Source organism: Neorhizobium sp. DAR64862/K0K3, assembly GCF_050500185.1.
Classification (GTDB): Bacteria; Pseudomonadota; Alphaproteobacteria; order Rhizobiales; family Rhizobiaceae; genus Neorhizobium; species Neorhizobium soli.
This window is the reverse complement of the sequence record NZ_CP191450.1, coordinates 1,433,298-1,454,733: the sequence shown is the minus strand read 5'-3', so window position 1 is coordinate 1,454,733 and position 21,436 is coordinate 1,433,298. Positions and strand designations below refer to the sequence as shown.

The following is a 21,436-nucleotide window of genomic DNA, read 5'->3' as shown; positions in this document are numbered from 1 at the left end:
GAATACTTGAGTTCATTCGCCATCTTTAGTCAGGCGACGTCGCAGCCGACCATCGATTAGCAAGTGGTGGCAGCGGATCCACAGCTGAGCTTCTTCGAAAGGTTTGTGAACTGGTTATTCAGTGCGCCACCTAGCGTGGTCGCCCCGGCGATCAGCGCGACTGAGATAAGAGCCGCGATGAGACCGTATTCGATCGCAGTAGCGCCCGACTCGTCCTTCATAAAACGTGCAAAAACCGACATGCTATCCCCCGTCGTTCGTGTCGTGGAACGGGTTGTCCCAACGTGTCATGTTTCTACCTAGAGAACACATCCGTTCCGTTAATATGATTGGTTAAATTGTAGTTGTGTCGCGGTTTGAGATGCCTCGTGCTCGTTCGACACCTTTCCTTAAGTGTTAGTGCATCTCCGGCGGCGGATAGCTTCGACCGATCGAAACGAGATACTCAGTGATTTCCTCAAGGAGATGGTCGCGCTTACCGTAGGCATCCGTGATTTCGGATAGCTTCGGCATCACCTCCTCAAACTGGTCGTCTGGAAGGTCCGCATCGCCGATTAGGTAACCCACGCCTGCGATCCCCGTAATGTTGCAGCCGGTTGCGGCCACTTCCTCGACGAACGCGGGAATGTCTTCTGACTTCATTCTGTGCATCATCTTCTCCTTCGGTTTGTTACCGTAGCAGTGGACGCGAGGATGATCGACTAGCAGTTCTGGCAGTGAGAGATCGACTGTACCCGCATGGAGAGCTGCCATCGTTGAATGGTTGATTCTCGTTGCTGCGAGAATTACCCTTACCCCGAAGGCATTCCGGCCTTCCCCAAACTAGCCCGCTGCCCCTTAGGGTTTGCGGGCTCTTTTTCGATTATGTCGAGCTACGGGTCTGACGGTAGTCGTGCCTTCCCTGCTGCGGTGAGTGTGTACACGATGCCCCCGTTCAGTCCCCGGTCGACCGTCGCAAGGCCGGTTTCCACAAGCGAAGCGATCGCCGTCGCGCCGACCCTTCGAAGGATGAAGTCCCCCTTACTGACATGCTTGTAGCGGGCAAGGATTTTGAGAGCTTCTTGAACCTGGTAATCCAGTGGCATTGGTTTCAAGGATGCGGGCACCTGATACTGTTGGTTCTCAACGGCCAGCCGTCCTTCTAGTCGGCATCGATGGCGTCACGAAAAACACTGAGATCTTGCGGCTTCCGCATCTGGGACAACGCAAGCGCTCAGAGACCCTATCGATCGGAAAGTCGCGGCCGCGAGTTGCGACCAAGGTCGTCATGTCGAGGTTGTACTTCCAGTCGCATTTCCGGCTGCTGCTGCCAGTATCGACAAGGCCATGACGGCAGGCGGCAGAGAGCTGCCAACCTTGATTGAATGCGTCGCCTATGGTTCCGATCTCGCTCATGCTGCGAACCTAAATCGGTCGCGTAAAAAGAACAAGGCAAGAACAAACTTAATATGAGACTATCGGCGGCTGTCAGGAAAGAGTGTGCCGGGGGCGCTCCCAGAAGGACGGTGCAGCGCGACGACCCCTGTAGGTGCGAGGAGAGGGCAAGGCCTCGTGCGATTGCGCCAGCACTTCAAGCCAAGCAGCAAGTCCAACGGGAACCTCTTCAGTGCCCGCTTCGAGCGCCTCTATCCAAGACAGATCACATTCCAGCAGAGAGGCGATGTTGATCGGGGTCCAACGTATAACGCGTAGGCATTCCCTGAAACGGTCAGGCGACATTACCCAAACCTCGGTAGTGGTGGTTGCATTGTCGTAAGGAAGACAAGCCTGACACGATTTTGGCGCACGTCAAGTATGCACTATATTACTGCCCGCTGAGAGCGGTCTAGAGTGTGAAGGCGCTGCTGGAGAGAGGGTATCGGCCCCTTCGGTCGACGGCCCTCCCGGTTGCGCCTCGAGTTCAGCGGTCACTCGCTTGAATTTACATCCTCAAGGTCTGGACACTTTTCAAAAAAACATAACGATCGCGTGGCGTCACCAAGTGTCCAGACGCTCACTAACCCCATTGTATTCATTGATTTCAGGTGCGCCGGCATGGGGCACCATTCTGCTACATAACCGCGAACTTTTGTCTCAGCGGTTTCGTCGAACATTTTTGTAGTGAATTCTTCAACTCTTTTTTTTAGATCCGGGACGCTCCCGACGATAACCACTTTTTCGCCGTCGACCTCGACTTTCAAAACGATCGCGTTCAGGTATGCCTTAGCCAACATCTTATCAGGCGCCCGCAATCGCTTCGATACGAGCTCAGAAAAATACTGGATATGCTCGTCTGTGAGCTCGATGATCTGACCGTCCTGCACGAGCAGACCCTCCAATGCCCGTACATTGCGTTGATGATGACCTTGAGCCGAACGTAGCTTCTCAAGAATGATAGGATCGGATCCAAAGTCCGCCGAGTGAGACGCAATCGCAATAAGGTTCTCGTACTCCCTGCGAGAAATCTCGGTCTCTCGCTGAAGATCCGAGAGCCTACGACTTCCCTCCAAATTCTCCTGCGCTAACTGTTCCTGTATGCGGCCCAAAATTTCAGTCAGGCGCTCGACCCTTAGGACTTGCGACAGAACTTCTTTTAATAGCATCTCATCAAGAAGCTCCTCAGAGATCCGCGTTCCGGCACAGGCAAGCGCTCCCTTCCTCTTAGAGGTATTGCAATGGTAATAACGATAAACGGGCCCACGCGCGCTGGTTCCAGTGCCTAGGCACATTGCACCACCGCACTTACACCTCGCAAGTCCAGCGAGCAGCAACGGGCTACTCATAGTCTTCGCTGTTCCAGATCGCGGGTCCTTTGCCCTGAGCATGTTCTGAAGTCGGGCGAATTCATCATGTCCTACTATGGCAGGCACTGTGATGTGCACTCGCTCAGCAGGGCCAGGCTCCCACTCTTTAACAAGCGGATCAACGTTGTATGACTTCGTGCCGGCGTAGATGCTGTTCGTCAAAGTTGAATGGATGGTGTTGATTGAAAACAAGCTGCCTTTACGCGTGCGGTGACCATTTTTGTGAAGGTGGTCTCGAATTGCGCTGATACCGAGCGGCCCTGTTTTGTCAGTTCCAAAGAGTGCAAGATCGAAGATCAGGCGCGCGAGCGGACGCTCGAGTTCGTCAATGACTATAAGCTTTCGGCGTGCGTTGTCGGGCGCGGGAATGGCTTTGTAGCCTAATGGGAGTACGCCCCCAGGATAATAGCCGGCTTTTGCCATGGCAGTCATGGAGCGTGTAACGTCGGCCGATGTCCGGCGTGAATGATACTCGTCAAAGCCAGAGGTCGTCATTTCGGCAAGGAAGCCGCCGGTGTCACGGGCGAATGTTTGGGTTAAGCTTATTAGCTCAATCCCCTCCCCATGAAGCTTTCTCTTGTACTTTAAATAATGCTCTACATTCCTGGCGAAACGACTTGTCGAATGCACAACGATGACGTCGAAAGGACGTGTTCCCTGCATTGCATCATTGATCATTTGCAGGAATTTCCGCCTGTCGTCAGTCTTGGCTGACTTGCCTTCCTCCCGATATACTGCAACAACTTTCCAATTGTTTTTCGCGCAGTGTTGAAACCCCAGATCCTCTTGGTTCGGGAGAGATAGATTGCTGTCAACGCTATCGTCACTCGACACGCGCGAGTAGATTGCGACCCGGACTTGTCTCTCTTCAGGAACTGCACTTTCACTCGTTGTGGCATCGAGATACTGGCGCTTGGTGGCGACGGTGGCTTTCTTCCGTCTAGTTTTGTTCGTATTGCCATCTCCACCAATCTGAATAAACGACCGAGAGTTCATGGCGTTTCCCCTTCCAAGATGCCTTGCAGATCGTCGCGAAGCCTCAGTAGAAGAACCCGCACTTCAGCGTCCGTTACCGGCTGCGACTCAAGCCCCTCAGATACAATGGCATAACGACTGGACTTGCGGATCTGCGCCGAGGTGAATTTGGCTTTCAAGCCTCTTGCGAAGAAAGGCAACGGCCGACCTGTTAAGCCTCGCTTCTTGTCCGGTTTTTTCGATCTATCCATTTCGTCCATACTCCTTACTGTTGGAACGATTGCGAGGCATGTTGATTGGATCGAGCCTTTCATGACTAGCTCCTGTGCGGATGCGGCCGCGGACCTACTTGTTGCAGGGCTTAATTCTGCGCGTTCGAGACTGCTCGTAAGCCTCAAACACGTCGTAACTAAATTGCGACGTCGGCGTAGGATCTTGTATTTCAGAGAGCGAGAATAAGGAGACCGCGCTCCTGCTCGCCGTTTCTTGGACCTCGTTAAATATGTCTATGCTCCTGGAAATCCGGCACCAGTTCGTAACAAAGATCACATCGAACTCGCTGTTCGGTAGCGTTATTGCGTTTATCAGCGCGCTTAGGCCGGCACCCTTTTTCAATCCACTACCCCAGTCGGTGAAGCATGTCGTCGCCATCCAGCCACGCCCCGTTTTTGCGAAATCAAACAGGAGTGCCAACTGCTTGTCTGTCTCTGCTCGGCTGACACTTGCAGACCGAGCGTAGAAGGCGACCCTTCTGGACGGATCTGATTGTGGTGGGCTCTTTTCTCTGTTCTCAAACTGAGATATGCGTGGTGGCGATCGCCTTTTGAGTGGCTCAAGCTTGTGGACTGGATACGGGATACTGCTGGCGCTCACGTTCATGACTCACCTCTGTTCTCCTGATTTTAGTATGCTTCCGCTGTTCGGACCGCGCCATGAGAACACAGAAACACGAGCCGCGCAATCCAAGGCGGTCGGTCGCAGGCTCCGGAATCGTTAGCGTTTTCAGAGGCTTGATATTCGACTTGAGTCCTTTAAAAGGGTCAACGAGTCCCGCAAGTTCACGGTTTGTTCTGGTCAATTGTTGACAATAAAGCTGCTGGGCTCAGAATTTTTTGTTCCTTCAGAGCTCGAATTCGCGAAATTTTTTGCTGGAAATCCCGTTACCTAAACGAAGAAAAGTACGCTATTCTCGGCAATTGCAATTATTAGTTGCCGTAATTTGAGGCGCCCTTAAAGCGCGACTGTTCTCTGTGAATCCTACCAAGACCTGTTCAGCTAAATTCAGCGCGATGCCAAAACCCGCCATCTGCAGAACCGAATCTAAGAAGCGGTAAGACTCAATACGTTCGGGACGTGGAGGTCCAACGCGTTGCACTTACAAGCCTATGAGGCGGAAGGCGCATCAAATGGGAGAAAAAGGGCTGCGCAGTCAAATTACGGGAACTCGCACTGGCCTTGCCGCTTGTGCTGCGACCTCACGAAGTAAGTTAGACGGCCCGCTCCTACCGTCCGATTACCCAACCCCCAATTGATATAAGGGAAGAGAGGGCGCTTGTGTGTGAGCTGCCTACAGCCATTAACGGGCAAAGCGGAGCGCCAAGATCAATATACCTCACGGCTGCGCTTCGCGTCCAGTTCCTTACCGAGATCAAATTTGTCACCCCAAGCCGTGAACCAGTAGTCATTGGCGGCCTGTACGGATGCGAGCTTCACCGCATCCAACCTGAAAATTTCCCCAATCGAATTCTTAGTGGTGGCGCTGATATATGGGCAGACAACGAAATCGAGCAGCATTATCAGTGTCTCGGCGTCGTTTGGGCAGTGGGCTTTCATATGTTCGAGCTTTGTAATGACATGCTCCTCTAGGAAGGCCTTCAGCTTTGAATATCGGACCTTGTCCTTGATGTAAGACAGCAGAACGGTGACGGAGAAATGGTTCATGAAGCCGGTTGGGCGAACATAGTTGCCTGTGCCCTCGTCTTCCTTGATCAGGAAATGCCCGAGCAGGACTGAGACCGGCAGCCAGTATTCCCGGCCGATCTGCGAGAGCGAAATGAGCAAATAGAGGCTCTCAACCTCGCGATGCACGCTCATCTTGTTCTTTTCGAGCTGCTGCATCACGTTGTCGTGGACGTATTTGAAGAGCAGGTGCTTCTGCTCGTAGGGCAGGCCCTGCGCGTGGAGGAACCCTACGGAAGTCGCGATAATCCGACAAAGCCGGATGGTGTGATTGACTTTCGGGCTGGCGGAATAAACGAAAAAAGCGAACTCCATGATCGCCAGCAGGGCATCGCACAGCCGCTTGCGGTCGCGGGCTGACATGTTACTCGTGACATAAGCCTTGAGAAGTTTCTCGACCTTGTTCTCGATGATGGCGAAGGTGTAATTTAGGAGGTCGCCATAGGTGACCCCCGCCTCCTTAATTGCGACCTTATATAGAATAATTAGGCGGTTCGCACTGACCGCGCAGACAAGCTTCCGCAAGGGCGGCATGGCGATATCAGCAAGGGGCTCTTCCTCGCAAACTGGATCGATCTCGGAATTCAGAAGTGCCGAGATGCGCTCCTTGGCAACCGTGATCTCGGTGATGATCGGCTTCTGATAGTGCTTGATCTTGGCCGTGTTGATGCTGAGCTTTTTGCTCTTGAGGATCTCCTGAAGTGTCTCGAAGATCTTATGCTGGGTTGACTCCTCGTGGTAGAAAACGAAAAAATCATCGACGTACCGGAAAATCTCGTAGTCTAGCTTGTGGATTAATTTCGGCCCCTCGGCCAATTGCTTGATCAACTCGGCATCGACAGACTGCAAAATGATCTCAGCGAAAATCCGGGAAAACTCGGGGCCGATGACGATACCGTTGGTCTCTTTATGGTTCAGGTTCTGCATGAGGGCGTCAAAGCGCCCGCCGAAAGTAGTCCTCGACTCATCGAGGCTGAACTTGGTCTGGTCTTTGCCCAGTACTGCCCAAGGTAGTGAGTGCGTGTAGATGCTGTCGAAGCATTTGCTGACATCGATCTGCACCATCGCATCGTACTTCTTTTCGCTGCGGTGATATTTGTAGGATTCGAAGAAGCGATGGATGTTTCGGTATTTCCGGTACACGAAGTACGAGCCGAGCTGCTCGTACTCGCGCTCCTCCTCCTCCAGTCCGACCGTAGAATCCAGCCGCTCTTCATGGAGCTTATCCTTGAAATAGGCATAGCGCGACACCGACACCGGGTGACGGATCGAAAATTCGCTGACCGATGTGTGATAGATGATCAACGCGCTATGTGTGGTATAGAAGCTCGCCACCTCGACCTGATTGCGCGGATGCACGACGCTCAAAGTGCGACCGTCCAGATTGTGGGCAACACGGAAATTGAACGGGATGGTCGCCATCTGGCACTCTTTGATAGGCACCGACCGGCGGGTTTTCCGTTTTCCCCATTCAGTCACAACCTCGGTCGCGATCACAGCGGTAGGGTCGATGCCGAACAAGAGCCGCATCGTCCGGTCGAGCGCATCCGTTTCGCATATCCATCGCAACTGCTTATTTTCGATCTCGATGCTTTTGTCGCGCAGGAAACGGTAGAAACCTCTGTTGGAGAAGGTGGGCGGCACCTCGAAAGGCAGCATGTCGGTGAGGACAGACCGCTGCTTCCTGTGGGTGAGCGAGACGCGCCGCTTAACCATGTTTCCAGGCCCTCACAATCATTTGTAACTCTCGCGTACTGAAATTGTGATACCGGCGCTGCTCAAAGCCAGTGGTGAACTTGAGCTTCTTCAACTGTTTTTGAAGGCTGGTCCGCTTTAGCTCCGCGATGCGCGTCTTGAGTCTCTTGTCGAGCATTGCAAGGCTCGTTAGGTCGGTCGCGATCGAGTTGTTGAAATATATGCCTGTCGCCGCCCGTGACTTGCTGTTGGATAGCCGGGTGTTGCCCGTCAGGAATTTGATGCGACCAACGAGCTTGCGGAAAGCGCCCTTCGGATTAACCGGCTTCTCTCGCCAGTATTCCGCGAAGGCGGCATTCATGCGTGCGCGGTATTTTGCCACCTTCGCCGCGCTCGGGCTGATTTTGAACGCTCCTTGCTTAAGGTGGAAACGGTAGCCGAGATATTCGAACTTTTTCGGCTCGGCATCGGCCAGCGCGAATTCGTGCGTTTTGCCTAGGTTATGATTGAGCGCATTTTCGCCGAAAATCGCGATGATTAGATCCTTGAATGAGCCGAGATTATTGCCGGCGGGCGAACGCGCAAACACGGCCACAATGTCGTCGACGAAGCGGCAATAGAGGACTAAGCCGGGAATCCCCTTGATTGCCTTATCGACTGGTCGAAGATACAGCTCGGCCAGATACGCGCTGATCCCGACACCGCGTGGAATGCCAGTCGCAGCGCCAGATATCGTGCCATACGAGTCCATTACCTGCTTTATGTATTTCTTCGAGGAGGGGCTGAGAAGCTGGTCGCGGTCAAGCTTCTCTACCAATCGCTTGCGGTCAATGCTCTCGTAGAATGACGAGATGTCGGTGCGAACCAGCTCGAATGGGAAACTGCTGCCGAGCATATCGCGGAGCTGGCACACAAGTTCGTGTCGATTTGCCTGTTTGACCCCGTAGATGCGGTGGATGTTCCACTGAAGTTGTTTGATGACGAAGAAGGTTGCCGGCTCGGCGTCGATGCAGAACACGGGCTTATTCTTGGGCCCGGCCTTCTGTGAAAGCCCGATCTTAAAGCTCGGCTTGAGAACCTTCTGGCTGATCTCGTCCATCAATTCATCAACAGCGGCTGACTTATCGGCCTTCAAGGCGGTGAGTTCGGCTTTCAGCGCCACCAGCGTGGCCTCGAATACGTCGGCGGCCATCGTCACTTCCATTGCGCGATGATTGCGGATATCCTGGATCTTGTCACGAACCGAAAGGATCAGCGGTTCGAGCGTCGGGAAGTAGCGCTTCGCTAAGTCAAGCCCCTTGCGGTTCTCGATGTCGTAGATGCGACGGAAATTCTCCGCAGTGAACATTTGGTCGAGCATAATCGACGTTATTCCCCCATTCCATCGTTTGACGTGAAGCGCGGTGCCGGAGTATTCGAATCGCTTGCCTAGTATAGACAATAGAAATTTGACAGCGGCGTATTTCCTGACAGGACGTCCGACCACGTCGCGAAATTGTGTGGATTACTGATTCCCCAAGAAGACAGCGTGCAACAAGATTGCCGATTTCGACGCATGGCGGCTTTGAAGCCGCAGCCGTACCCGCGAAACTACTTTAGGTTTTCTAAGATAGCCTTCCTATAAGCGCAGCCGACAACTTCAGGTTATGACAGGTGTTACCCGTCTGTGGGTTATAGGTAAGCTTGACGTATCCATTGCATTGAAGAAGCGGTATTTCTATCCGCAACGCGGGGGGGGGGGCATGGCAGACGAAAAAGAAATCATCGAGTGTCATTTGGCAGGTACTCTTCCGGAGCTTCTCGTTGAGCAGACGAGGCGCCAGTACAGCGATGACGCCGGTAAGGCTTTTCAGGCAATTCTGACTAAACTCCACAATAACCGCAAGATAGATGTACTTGAAGCGGCGCGCACGATTTCTGGTTCTTCGATCAGTCAGCATGACTTTTTCACTGTCATGCACGTCTATTGCCAACTCATTCCAACCCTTCAGGCTGAGGTTCCTGCTATGCTGGCCGCGGTCAAGGCATTGGTCGCGCGGGCTGGCGAAGACCTCGCGTCCGGGATGCCTAATAGCGCTTATCGAGCATGGGCTGAGCAAGGCGACCGCGCACGGGCGACGCTTGCTATAATTAACGTGCAAAGCCCCGAGGACTCCGCGTATGTGTTCCTTGGCCTTCAAGCGCTTGCCAAGAGTTTGCCCAATGACGCCCTCATTGAAGCGATTGCCTACCTAGAAGGCCCAACGTCACCAGGGCGCTCGGCTGCGGCCAAGGCGATCGGCACGATTTTACTGGAGAGCCCGGAGACGCGGAGTCGCGCCGCCGACGCTCTTATCACCGCCGCCGATACTGCTGACGACAATAGTCTTGGTCATATTCTAACTGCCATATGCGAAATCGCCCGCGCTCATCCCGATATGGAAGCCACAGCCGTCTCGTTAATCAATACTGCCGCCCCGCGGGTTGGCGAACAAGCGATCTACCAACTCTCACTCGAGCTCATGTTTTATGGCGAGGAGCTGCCGCCAAGAATCATAGCAGGCTTGACAGCAATTATGCAAAGCGTCGCCGTTGCCAATCTTGGAACGCTCGACAATCTCGACACCGCTGGCGCTAAACTGGTTACTAATGGACGGCTGGATGAAGCACTTGCCCTTATCTCGCCACTGGTCGCGGCGCATGACGAGCTTGCATCGCTTGAAGTGTTCGACAGCTTTTCCCACTCTTTGCGCGAGCTCGCACCGAACCAACTAGCGAAAGTGATCATTGATTGGCTTCTGTCTTTAGATCACCATCTTGGCCAAGCGGCTCTGTCGCTTGTCAGCAATCATTTGGGCGACGCGCCTATTATTCTTGAGGTCGATCGCATCACCGTCGCGAGACCGGACGCCGATAAGATCCTGCTCGCTCATCGGGCCATCGGCTATCTATTCATGCATCCGATCACGGCTGCTTCAATAGTACTCGGGCTTATACCCGCCCTTGCCGAGGCCCGACGCCCTGTGCTGATTGAGCTTCTCTTCGATCCTTTGCTGATCAATTATTCAGGCGCGTTGGCAGACTGGTTCAGCGAGCGTGCCAAGACTGATAGCGATCCAATGCAACCTATCATCAACGACCTGCTTGCCCGGCTAGAGACTTATATTGAAGGCTTGCGCAAGGCTGGTCGGGCCATGGAGTTGCGCCCATCGGAACGCGAGCGGATGATTGAAGGCAATCGCCAGCAAGACTCGATGCGCCAAGTACACAAGGAAGCGGAAAAAAAATCGGTATTCATGTCACTCGTCAGCCGTTCAGTCTTGCTCTATGGCAATCGATCAATCAGCTACTTCGACGGGTTAGGTGGCAAGAAACAGCGCAACGAGACCAAGCTGCATAGCTTCAGCCACAGCATCGAGTCGCCCCGCCTCGAAGTTTTCGAACCATTCGACCTTGATTACAAGCTGCGGGTATTCCGGGCCATGGAAGAAACGAAATCATGAAGCTTGTCATTCGTGAATATCTCGCTTCTCTGCGTGAACGCGGCGAACTCGACGCCGTATTGCCCGATCTGCTTACCGAGCTAGGTTTTACCGTATACTCACGTCCGGCTCGGGGAACTCGCCAATATGGCGTCGACGTCGCCGCGGTGGGCACCGGGCGTGATGGCGTTAGCCGCGTCCATCTGTTTTCGGTCAAATCTGGCGATCTTAACCGCAATGACTGGAACACGGCATCACCGCAAAGTCTAAGGCCATCGCTCGACGAAATTCTCGATCATTACATCACGAGTCGCATTCCGCCCGAATATGCCACCTTACCGATCGCCATTTGCCTTACGTTTGGCGGTGCGATCGACGAGCAGGTCCGGGCGGAAGTTACCGGTTATATGAACAGAAACACCAACGAGCGCATCAGCTATGAGGAGTGGAATGGTGATCGCTTAGCGAACGTGATTCTTGACGGTATCCTGCGCGAAGGCTTGTTGCCGCCCGCTATGCGCAGCCATTTGCGCAAGAGTGTCGCGATGGTCGAGGAGCCTGATATCGCAGTCGAACAGTTCGGCCAACTACTTCGAGGGGTAGCCGACAAGCCTGGCAAGAGCTTAGCGACGCGACTGTCACAGGCTCGCATGATCAACATCTGCCTGTGGATCATGTTTGTCTGGGCGCGCGAGGCAAACAATGTGGAGGCGCCCTATCGAGCCAGCGAACGCGCTCAACTCGAAATGTGGCATCTCCTAAAAGCTGATGTCGCTCACTCAGGCAAGACCGCCGAAGCCGCCGGTTTCGCTATTAATGAGCTATTTGAGTTGCATTTCGCAATCTGGGACGAATTCTTCGAGACGAAGATCCTTCCGCACGCGAATGTGCGTCACGCGCTTTCATCGGCAGTTGGGTCACACGCATCTCTCGACGTAAATCTCAAGCTGTTCGAGCTTATCGGTCGCTTGGCGTTGCGTGGTCTGTGGCTGGTGTGGCAGCTTGCGCCGGCTAAAGGCCCAGTCGTGCTCAATGAGGATTATCTCCAGACGCTCCCGGTAGTGTTGGCAGAGACCAATAATACGATAGTCGCGCGAATCGACAGACTTTGCATGCAACTCATACAGATCGTCAGCAACAATCGCACATTACTGTCGCCGATCGGCGATTGGCAGGCGATCGATATTGGCCTTGCTTTCACGCTTCTAGCCTGCCGTCCCGCTAATCATAGCGCGATCGATCAATGGAACGAAGAGCTGGCGAGGCGTAGCATGTTCGCATTCGACGTGCATGGCCGCTATCCGGCGATAAGTCGCTCCTATTGGGACCTCGTAGACCATCCATCTGAGCGCAGCGAGGCTTATCGTAAAAGCTCCACCGAGGGCAGCATTCTCTATCCGATGCTCGCACAATGGGCGGCTGCACGCGGTAAGCAGGACCTGTTTGATGAACTAGCCTCATTTAAGGCCAAATCGCTTGGGCACTGCACGTTTCAAACCTGGCTGCCGGATGAAGACAGTGAAGAAAATCTCTACCTTGGGCGCGACAATCACGGTGCAGTGCTAACAGGCATTCCCGTAACCGCGCGCACGCGGGACACATTCGATTTTATACTCGAAGAGGCGGCTTGCAATCCACACTATGATGCGCTTTCGGCGGTCCGTTTCGGCCACTGGCCGATCGTGCTTACAGCGTGTCGATGCCACCGTCTACCAGTCCCACCGCAGGTCTGGCGCGACCTATTGCCTGCGATCAGTCAACTCACTTCAGATGCCACCCCGCCAATAGGTTGCGACGCATGCTAGATTTTGCAACGACTCGCATTCGGCCTCTCAAGGAGGAGATTATCAACGAGATAATCGAACTTGCAGGAGGACGGCGTGCCCATCCTGATCATGATCGGAGAGCCGCGAGAAATGCGGACTACATTCTCGGTGACGCAGTCATTGAATTGAAGATCCTTGACGATGACGGCTTCAGCAAAGTCGAGCGGCAGTCAAAGCTTGCTGCCCTCTTTTCCGTTCTCGATCCGGAGAGACCTGTTCACGTGCTAGATCGTGAACGGCTCGATTCGGCTGGTCAGCGTAACTACGACCGGACGATGGAAAGCCCAATCAAAGGTGCCGTCAAAAGCGCGAAAGGTCAGCTCGTACAATCCCGTTCGGAATACCCTGGTACGAAGCGATCGATCTTGATGCTAGTCAACAACGCTAACACAGCACTTGATCATGATGAGATCATCCAGATGGTAGGCAGGCGCGCGCGGAACGACACTGATGACATCGATGGCGTTGTCGTAGCTGGCGCCTACCTTCACAGCGATGGTTTCGATACTTTCGCATTGTGGCCAATCGACTATGTGCCGATCTCACTTGACCAGCCCTTTCCCGAGTTCGAAGACTTACGGAATGCGTTCCATAGATACGCCGAGCGCGCTATGACTGACGCGATGGTCAATGGCCTATCGGCCGATATGACAAAAGGGCCAATCCTCGATACGGGTTTCAATTTCCGCGGAAAAACGTTCGTCAAACCTGCGCCGCCGCTGGGGAGAAGCTCCGATTTCTACGTCAATGGACGGCCGCGGCAGAATAGTACCGGAATTGAGAAAAGTCCGGTCGTCGGGCTTATCTTTCCAGAACTCGACCGCGACGAGTGGGTCAAATTTCGCGCATTTATGCCTGAAGAGGTTTCGCTTGGCGAGCGTTTCGAAGACTGGATCGCCAAGCGCCAGGAGGCGACCTCTCAAGGAACGCTGCTGAAGCCCCTGGTTCCCATTGCGGTGACATTTGACGCATGGATCGCAAGCCTAAACGGCGGCAAGTTTCGCGCTATTTCATGCCGGTGCGCGAGTATGCCAATAGGGTCTACCAGCAGTCGATAACCGGCTTAATTGACGGCGCACGCGATCTGGAAAAAACGCGGGTGATTCCCAGCCGGTATGTTCTTGTGGTCACAGAATTAATTGGGCAAGACCAAGCCAACGACATATCGCATATTTTCTTAGTTCAGCAATACCTTGGCGCTCAGCCGCGACAGACAGCACTTGTCAAGAACGCGCGCATTTTCCACCTGCATGCTTGTACGCTCGGTGCATCCTATGCTGTAAAGTATGGCGTTACGTCACTACGCTGGAAAAAGGTCACGACTTACGCATGGTCGTAAAGCCTCTCGTGTCGATAGAACTCGTCGGCTTTGCCGATTTACAGCCTTAGTTCTGACGGCCTTTCTAGGCCCAGCGCCGGGAATGTTTTCACTAAGCTCCTCCATTTCAGTCGTACACGCCGTGGTGAAAAGAACCTGAAAGCAGATATCCCGACCTAACGTCTGTTATGGTCAAAGGACTCGTTTCGGTCCACTGGCCTGCTGGTAGGGACTGAGAATGTTCTGTCGATATCCGACCAGACGGCTTTCTCCGACTCCGAGTTCTGGCTCTTTGAAGTATATAAACTTAGCGGCCTCGAAGTAGCGGTTCTCAGGCGCGACACGGAGGTAGGCTCCAGCGGACAGCGGCAACAATTTCCGCTTCGCGCTCCCATTTTGGCCGTGGGGTCCAGTCGTGCGGCGTCTAATCTAAACAGTCCTTCAGCCAAAATCTGTTTTCCTGAGAAGTCTACGACCGGGCCCGACCGACGTCGTCACACCATAAAGAGCATCCGTGGGCAAGTCAGTGGAATTTCGTCGCCAGACAACCCTTGACTGAAATCTTGCGTTTGATAACGGAGAGTGGAAGCTGCCGGTGTGAGGCGCCTACATTCCGTAAGAGCAGGCCGGGCGCCGGTACGTAGCTCCTGGGGGGAGCAATGTACGCAAAAGAAGACTTCCAATTACTCGAATCTCGAACAGGCGACGTACGCATAGAATTACCGTGGCGCAAAAACACACCATATATGAATCCTCGCGTCCGTTTCTCCGAGGAATCGAATGGTGGCGGAGACACGTCCCAGCATATCACCGCGGTAATCGGTAAAAACGGTACGGGGAAATCCCACCTATTGACATCGATCGTGCAGACATTCGTCTCGCTCGAAGAGTTGCAAATCGGAAAAAGGACGTCTGTCGCCAACCTTGCTCTCGAATTCCTAGCTTATAGGATCGATGGCAGGCACTGCACCGTCGAAAGGAAGCCGCATAGGCGTCTGGAATTAAAAGTGGATGGGCAAGACACGGATATCTTTGATTTTCCTCTGCCGAAGCGAGTAGTGGCACTTACTATAAGTCCATTCGACAAATTTCCCGTGCCAAGATTACTACGTAATTCGGTAGCCCCAGCCGATACGTCTCTTTACCAATATCTCGGCTTAAGAGATCGTTTTTATAAGGCGTCGATCGATAATCTCCTCTTTCGGTCGTTAAATACTTTATTTGAAGAGGAGCAGAAGGACGACCGCCGACGAGCTAATATTGGCTCTGTCTTTGATTTCCTGAAGCTTCTCCCCACATTGACAGTGGTTTATCGTATCAAAATCGCTTCAGAGCTTAGAAATATGCTGTATCACGGCAAGAGTCTAGTTTCGTCTGGTATTCTGACTAACAACGATCAACGCTTGCGCGTCGAGGAAATGTTAAAAGGCGGGTTCGACGAGAATTATCTTCATGATTTGCTTGAGCTGGCGTTGCTTCGAGGCGAGAAAGGCATAATCCGAACGACTGCCGACTTCAGTAACGGGGGAGAAGTAGACGAGACCTTCAAAATTCTACAGCCATTGCGCCGAGCCGGCTTCCTTAAGATCGCCGGAGTTGAAGTAACCCAAGCGAATGGGTTGGTCTCCGATCTAAAGCGTGCAAGTTCGGGGCAACTTAGCATGATTTCGTCTCTGCTGTCACTGGCATCCGTGATCACCGATGGAAGCCTAGTGCTCATCGACGAACCTGAGTTAAGCTTACACCCGGAATGGCAAACGGATTACGTCGGTCTGTTGATGCAGGCATTCTCTCAATTTTCCGGATGCCACTTTATCATCGCGACACATTCACCATTAGTTATATCGGAGTTGCCGAAGGGTGCGAATATTATAGCTCTTGATAAATCTCGCTTGCCTCCGCTCAACGATATCGCTGGACAGTCTTCCGACTATCTACTCGCTGAGGTTTTCGGCTCTCCCTTGCCGGGAAATTTGTACATAAGAGAACGTGTTGTTCGCGCCTTACGCCTTGCGGGAAACGGCGACGTTCATTCGGACGAGTTCAAACGCACCCTATCGGATTTGCGCAGATTGTCCGTTGAGCTCGGCGACACCGATCCCGCACGGAAATTGATTGAAGACTTGTCGAACGTAGCCGCTTCCGCCGGCACGGAGGCGAAAAATTGATTCCCGTTGTGTACAGCGGCAACTGTGTTGCGATCGTTGAAGAGTATAATGGACGCGACAATGCATTGCAGGACCACAAGTATTGGAGCGACGAGGTCGTTTCACCTGTCCGCAAGCAGATAAAGGATCATTATATTGCCCAGCAGCAGCGCCTGTGTTGCTATTGCCATAAAGAGTATCCAACCGCACATAATGGCGTATGGGACGGCGAGCACGTCATTCCTAAAGCTCTCGCCCCCAAATTCATGTTCGTGCCCAGGAATTTGGCAGCGAGTTGCAAAGACTGCAACGGCGCAAAGTTAGACAGCGAAGTCCGCGTCGATCCGAACCGCGTTTCATTCCCGGACCAATCCGCACACTATAAGATCGTCCACCCACATTTCGACGAATACGGTCAACACGTTCGTTGGCTGGGCGATGTAGTCGTTCCGAGAACCTCTAAAGGGGCAGCCTTGGTCGTCATGTGCAATCTGATCAGGTTCGGCAATGGAAGCATAGATGCAGATACGACACCATCCACCCCGGAGTTCGAGAGGCAAATAGGAACGTTGGTAAAGCGAAATGCTTCGCCGGTAGAGTACGAAATGGCTTTAGCCTCCATTGCCGTCCATTTGAAATCGACTCCGCAGAAGTCAGCGGAGGAGCAATAGGCCGCACTATTGGCGGGTGAGATCCAACCCGATGATTGTCAATTCGTCGACATTTGGGTAGCTAGGCGAAAGATCGATCCAGTGCTTTTTCAAAGCCTCTACAAGACCATCAAAAGACATTTGCCTCCCGTTCGGCAATTCCCAAGTCGCTCTGTTTCCTTGATAGACCATCAGGAACGCGCCGCGCGATGACCGTCTATCGCCCAAGCACTCTCCGGACAATTGATTTTCCAAACGTTCGAAGAGTTCAGTCCCGGTCCAATTGTCTGCTAATCTTGTTTCAACCGGGAAAGGCCCATCAAAGCAGATTCCTTGGAACCTCAGCTCGGTCGATTTAGGATCAGCAGGTTCTCCTTCCTGCGAAAGGCAATAGCGCCCTGCAGCTTTTTCTCTGAACTCGCGACCGAGAAAATTGCGCATGTCGGTTTCCTCGTCGACTGACATGAGGATGCGGGCAATGCTGCTATCTCCGTTCTCGAGGTCGTCTTTGAGATCAAGAATGCGGTTGACCACCAGGTCCGCTAGGTCAGTGTGATTGGACGGAGTCCTATCCTGTTTGTCGTGAAAGTCGCGAATTTGCTCAGGCGTCCAAGGAGCGAGATTTCCCTCCAGTTCAGCTTTCTCATGGGCACGAAACCGAATCCACGATTTTGTTGAGGTGTCGCTCTCGGCCTCTGCGATCTCAATCATCGCAATATAGGCGTCCTTTCCGGGGATGCCATTTAGGACGTTGAAGATGGCATTGCGGGCATCTTGCGCCTTGTCGCGTAACGTAGGCGAATACACACCTCCGTTGGCGCGGTCTATGTCGTCGGCTCGCCGAATGTATCGATGCATAAGCACGTATAAATCCCTTAGGATCGGCGGCGTGCGGAACGCAGCCCGAGCTAAGGGTTTTTCGTGATGCTTGTCCCCAAACAGATGAGTTATGTAGCTCATAGCAGCGTTAGATTTAGCTTGTTCGTTGGGAAGCCCCAGCAAATATTTTTCGAAAGCCGGCACTGCTTTTTCAGGGTCTATCCCTGTCCAGACTGTATACCACTGAACTGGGTGCCGTAGAGTGTGGCGGGAGTCGAGCCGCCTTTTAACCAGAGCGCCGATACTAGCGCTGTCAACGGCTGAGTTAAGAACGACCTCAATAAGCTTATTAAGCGCTTCCGCATTTTTAGGTTCGAATTTTTGCAGAAGATCAAGGATACGCGGGCCGAGCACCGGCCACGCCCACTGACCCGACCACGCCAAATCGTCTACGATATAGTGCATTCCCTCTTCACCTCCGCGATTAATCTCAAACTCTATTTCATGCATGAGAAAATCCGAGATGGAATCGGTATGAACCATGTAGAGGCGCGGGAACCAATCCGGAAAACCATTGAGCTCGTGCATTGCATACCTTGCCGCCAGTAGTGCTTCTTCCCGGCTTAAGGTTTGTTCCCAATGCAGTGTCTCAAGAGAGTCTATTGCAAGGCCTGTGAGGCCAAAGACGACGGAGGCTGGCGTTTGATTGGCTTCGGCGCCTTCTGAGAGCAGCTTGGGAACCGCTCGGCGCCAGTGTGCAATAGCACCGTCGCGAAACGCACGAGCAACCTCCTCACCGAACTCGGGCTCGAGCGCTCGCCAGTTACCGGTCGCCCATTTGCCGGTTCGATCCGATTGCTCACGTATCTGGTGCTGCAGATACCACTGCGTTCTGGAAATATCATTGGGATTGTTGAAACCAGGATCTTTGATAGTGTCAACTTGTTGTCGAATTTGCTCGCGAGCTCTAAGTCGATTAGACTTTTCCCGCCGTTCTCTCGCTTTCATCTGAACCTGCCAACGCGCTTCCTGGGTAGAGATCGCCCTAGGCGGCGGAGGGTCCATGAAAGCTCTAAATTGGTGTAGAAGCATTGGATCGTCTTTAGTCGCCGATTTCAACCTCTCGTATTGATCACGTCGACGTCCACCTTGGATATAGGACTGAGAAGCCGCCGACAGCGCAACGAGCTTATCGTCACTAACCGATCGCGAGTGGATCTCTCCAAGCAGATAGTCAAAATCGTCCGCACCAAAACTCCAAAACTGCCCAAAGCGCGATGCCTGCCAGTAGCTGGTAATTGCGTTCCCGCGACGCGAACGCCGTGCCTCTGCGATCTCGAACCAAAAACTCGCACGGTTTAGTTCAGACCAGGCGGGGACCAAGTTAGGGAGATCTGTTTTCGTCTCGCGGAGGTCGTGGGCGAAATGCTTGACAGAGTGCGCCATGTGAATAATGCCGAGCGCAGCCAGCGATAGCGAAGCCGGGTTCCTTTCGACCACGAGACGTTCCAATGCTTTAACGCTGGACTGAAGCAGCCACGTAAATTCCTTGGAAACTGGCGCATATCCAGCATCGATGTGGGGTGGCCTTACAAGCAGTTCATAGAAACCGCCAATGAGACTCTGCAGTTGATCTACTGGCGCCTGCAGTACGAATTTTTCAACGGCATCTCCGAGCATATCGAGAGTGTAACGTTGGCTAACAGCCGCCTTCGAGATAGCTGATAGAAGCCACCGAACTTCTGCCTCTCCTGCCTTAAGATCTCTAATAAGCTCGCTCACCCATTCGCGCCGAATAGTGGTGGCTTCCCGTAATACGGCGTTCCGAACGTCTCCGATATCGGATGGCGCACCAACTTCCTTCACGGCGCGGAACGCGGCTATCCGGCGATACGTTCCGGCTGTGGCCTTGAACGCTTGCCGCTTTGCCTCCGGAAGGGCATCGTTGATTTGTCCTAGCCAGATCATACGCAGTAAGAATGCCGCTGCGTCTTCGACATCTTCGTACTGGCAGAGAAGCCGTCGAATGTCTGCTCCCAGATCTCGATTTGCGAACCTTTGAACCGCTGCAATGCTGGTCGGGGATTTTGGAGTATTGCTTTGTGCGATTTCGCTCGTCACGTCGTCGAGAATTCGTCGGCGGAGCGGCAACGGCAATGCTGCCGGATCTCCGCCTTCGAAGAGGACCTCCGGCGCAACTTTAGCTACTCGTTCGCGGATTTTTTCGTCGAACAGTGCAAGCCAAGGAAGCACAGGACGGGTGAGCGGGACGACAATCTCTTCGCCATACTGGGCCTTGAAGAACATATCCTCCACTACTCTGCGGGATGTTGGATGTATCAGCAGCTCGTTAAGCCATTCTGCCGTCAGGTATTCGCGAACGGTCCGATGATGAAAGCGAACTGCGCCGTATGTTGGAGGATCGAAAACAGGTCGCTGGAGAAGCGCTTTTCGCTCACTTGCGGTCCAGCCCGGCAAGACCTTCTCTACCGAGATCCCCTGCAAATCTTCAGCCTCGTCTGGCACCTGGATCGCCGGGTTGCTACCGAGTGTAGTTGCGGCAGCCAAGAGGCGCGCGCCCGCTAGAGCTTTCTCGTATGAAAGCGGCAGCGTATCGGCGCGGTTCTGATCTCGTTCCTTCAGCCTGCGTTCTATGCTGTTCCGCATGATCTCAAGGCGTCCGCCTATCAGTCTGCGATCCAGCCAAAAGACAATGAGGTCTTCTAAGTCTTGCGGGCGCGTCGTGAATGACCATGCGTCGGCGCGTTCGATGGCATCGATAAAATCGTGGGAGTCGATGATACCCCGCCTTTGAGCGAAAAGGTTGACCTGATCTTTAGTCAGGTGGTCGAGAGTTACGATGCGGAACGGTGCGGTCGCATTTTGTTCTGCAGATGCCTCAGTTGATCCGGCACGCCCCTTAGAGGCGCTCTGTTCCCCTTCGTCGAAATCGAAAAAATCGGCATCCCCAGCCGCTACATCTGGTGTTGCAGCTTCGACAATGGGCGCAAAGGGTAGATAGCGCTTACATTTTTCGAGATCGGTCTTCGGGCGCCAGGCCGATGCTCTGCCGGTAAGAATTAGGTGCGCGCGATCGAGCCCAAGCCTGATCCGGTTACCTAGCTTCTTGATCGCCAATTCGAAGTCGTGCGCATGCCGCAGCCGTGCCTCGTCGACCGAGTCTAACAGCAACCAACCCTCGCGACCGGATGCCAGCCACTGATCGAATTGTTCGACAGTGCCTTCTTCGAAAGCGTCTTCGAAATGGCTTGGTATGTTCTCCAATCGGAGAAAAAATGCGTCCTTACCTTCGTCCCGTAACCGTTTGGCGGTTTGACGAATTTCTTCTGTCTTACCTGACCCGGCTTCGGAGAGGATTACTACGCGATACTCTGTAAGTAACTCTTCCCAAGTGAGCGAGTTGCCAACGTAAATTGCCTGCAGAACGTCATTATCGTCGCTCCCGCTTGCGTAGCGGGAGAGTTCGTGAAATGTGCGGTTCAGGGAAACGTGACCCGATGTGACGCGTCCGCTTAGCGTGTATTTATGTTGGTTAGCCATATCTTTTCGAACCTAGCCTGACAGGGACGCGAATGCGAGTGACGATGCGAAATAACCAATGATATTGCGCAGAAATTGATAGGTAATCGTCCCCATCTTTGCTTTCTCAGTCTACCGACAGCCAGAGACCGCGTGTTGGTATTCGATTTCACTTAGGGGCCTTTGTCAGTATGCTTTCAGTAGTTATGCGTGTTGAGAAACGCCTCCAGCAAAAGCATTGAATACGATGGGCACCTGCCTCT

At 53.3% G+C, this 21,436-nt stretch carries 15 protein-coding genes; 5 read left to right on the top strand and 10 right to left on the bottom strand.

From position 1 onward, the window contains the following. Nucleotides 1-56 precede the first annotated feature (56 nt). From ACQY1L_RS23495 to drt3a, 9 genes are all read right to left on the bottom strand, one after another. Entirely contained in the window at nucleotides 57-242 is a 186-nt protein-coding gene (locus ACQY1L_RS23495; protein WP_062581247.1) for a Flp family type IVb pilin, read from the bottom strand. A 154-nt stretch (nucleotides 243-396) separates the two neighbouring features. Beyond that, the gene (locus ACQY1L_RS23490; protein ID WP_430244924.1) at nucleotides 397-654 is read right to left on the bottom strand and encodes a hypothetical protein; all 258 of its coding nucleotides are present in this window, start codon (nucleotides 652-654) and stop codon (nucleotides 397-399) included. 218 nt (nucleotides 655-872) lie between these two features. Continuing rightward, nucleotides 873-1,094, bottom strand: coding sequence for a hypothetical protein (locus ACQY1L_RS23485; RefSeq protein WP_162759440.1), 222 nt, complete (start codon nucleotides 1,092-1,094; stop codon nucleotides 873-875). A 373-nt stretch (nucleotides 1,095-1,467) separates the two neighbouring features. Continuing rightward, nucleotides 1,468-1,719: a hypothetical protein gene (locus tag ACQY1L_RS23480; RefSeq protein ID WP_430244922.1), complete on the bottom strand. Its 252-nt coding sequence runs from the start codon at nucleotides 1,717-1,719 to the stop codon at nucleotides 1,468-1,470. A gap of 188 nt (nucleotides 1,720-1,907) precedes the next feature. Next, nucleotides 1,908-3,779, bottom strand: a complete 1,872-nt coding sequence (locus tag ACQY1L_RS23475; RefSeq protein WP_430244920.1) for a recombinase family protein — start codon at nucleotides 3,777-3,779, stop codon at nucleotides 1,908-1,910. After that, the gene (locus ACQY1L_RS23470) at nucleotides 3,776-4,072 is read right to left on the bottom strand and encodes a hypothetical protein (RefSeq protein WP_430244918.1); all 297 of its coding nucleotides are present in this window, start codon (nucleotides 4,070-4,072) and stop codon (nucleotides 3,776-3,778) included. The genes ACQY1L_RS23475 and ACQY1L_RS23470 overlap by 4 nt, the downstream gene beginning before the upstream one ends. Nucleotides 4,073-4,103: 31 nt before the next feature. Further along, on the bottom strand, nucleotides 4,104-4,637 hold the full coding sequence (locus tag ACQY1L_RS23465; RefSeq protein ID WP_430244916.1) for a recombinase family protein: 534 nt from the start codon (nucleotides 4,635-4,637) through the stop codon (nucleotides 4,104-4,106). Nucleotides 4,638-5,360: 723 nt separating this feature from the next. Beyond that, nucleotides 5,361-7,433, bottom strand: a complete 2,073-nt coding sequence (gene drt3b / locus ACQY1L_RS23460; protein WP_430244915.1) for an antiviral reverse transcriptase Drt3b — start codon at nucleotides 7,431-7,433, stop codon at nucleotides 5,361-5,363. Further along, nucleotides 7,426-8,772, bottom strand: a complete 1,347-nt coding sequence (gene drt3a, locus ACQY1L_RS23455) for an antiviral reverse transcriptase Drt3a (RefSeq protein ID WP_430244913.1) — start codon at nucleotides 8,770-8,772, stop codon at nucleotides 7,426-7,428. The genes drt3b and drt3a overlap by 8 nt, the downstream gene beginning before the upstream one ends. 382 nt (nucleotides 8,773-9,154) lie before the next feature. Here drt3a and ACQY1L_RS23450 point away from each other — a divergent pair, with 382 nt between their 5' ends. The 5 genes from ACQY1L_RS23450 to ACQY1L_RS23430 all read left to right on the top strand — a co-directional run bounded on the left by ACQY1L_RS23450 (nucleotide 9,155) and on the right by ACQY1L_RS23430 (nucleotide 16,835). After that, complete coding sequence (locus tag ACQY1L_RS23450) at nucleotides 9,155-10,894, top strand: hypothetical protein (protein WP_430244911.1); 1,740 nt, start codon at nucleotides 9,155-9,157, stop codon at nucleotides 10,892-10,894. Then, nucleotides 10,891-12,678, top strand: a complete 1,788-nt coding sequence (locus tag ACQY1L_RS23445; protein ID WP_430244909.1) for a hypothetical protein — start codon at nucleotides 10,891-10,893, stop codon at nucleotides 12,676-12,678. Before ACQY1L_RS23450 ends, ACQY1L_RS23445 begins: the two co-directional genes overlap by 4 nt. Beyond that, complete coding sequence (locus ACQY1L_RS23440) at nucleotides 12,672-13,757, top strand: hypothetical protein (RefSeq protein ID WP_430244907.1); 1,086 nt, start codon at nucleotides 12,672-12,674, stop codon at nucleotides 13,755-13,757. Before ACQY1L_RS23445 ends, ACQY1L_RS23440 begins: the two co-directional genes overlap by 7 nt. A gap of 919 nt (nucleotides 13,758-14,676) precedes the next feature. After that, nucleotides 14,677-16,185: an AAA family ATPase gene (locus tag ACQY1L_RS23435; protein WP_430244905.1), complete on the top strand. Its 1,509-nt coding sequence runs from the start codon at nucleotides 14,677-14,679 to the stop codon at nucleotides 16,183-16,185. Continuing rightward, nucleotides 16,182-16,835 carry a hypothetical protein gene (locus ACQY1L_RS23430; protein WP_430244904.1) on the top strand — a complete coding sequence of 218 codons (654 nt, stop codon included), beginning with the start codon at nucleotides 16,182-16,184 and terminating at the stop codon, nucleotides 16,833-16,835. Before ACQY1L_RS23435 ends, ACQY1L_RS23430 begins: the two co-directional genes overlap by 4 nt. 6 nt (nucleotides 16,836-16,841) lie before the next feature. On the opposite strand, the gene ACQY1L_RS23425 is transcribed toward ACQY1L_RS23430, so the two are convergent. Then, nucleotides 16,842-21,194, bottom strand: coding sequence for a hypothetical protein (locus ACQY1L_RS23425; RefSeq protein ID WP_430244902.1), 4,353 nt, complete (start codon nucleotides 21,192-21,194; stop codon nucleotides 16,842-16,844). Nucleotides 21,195-21,436 lie beyond the last annotated feature (242 nt).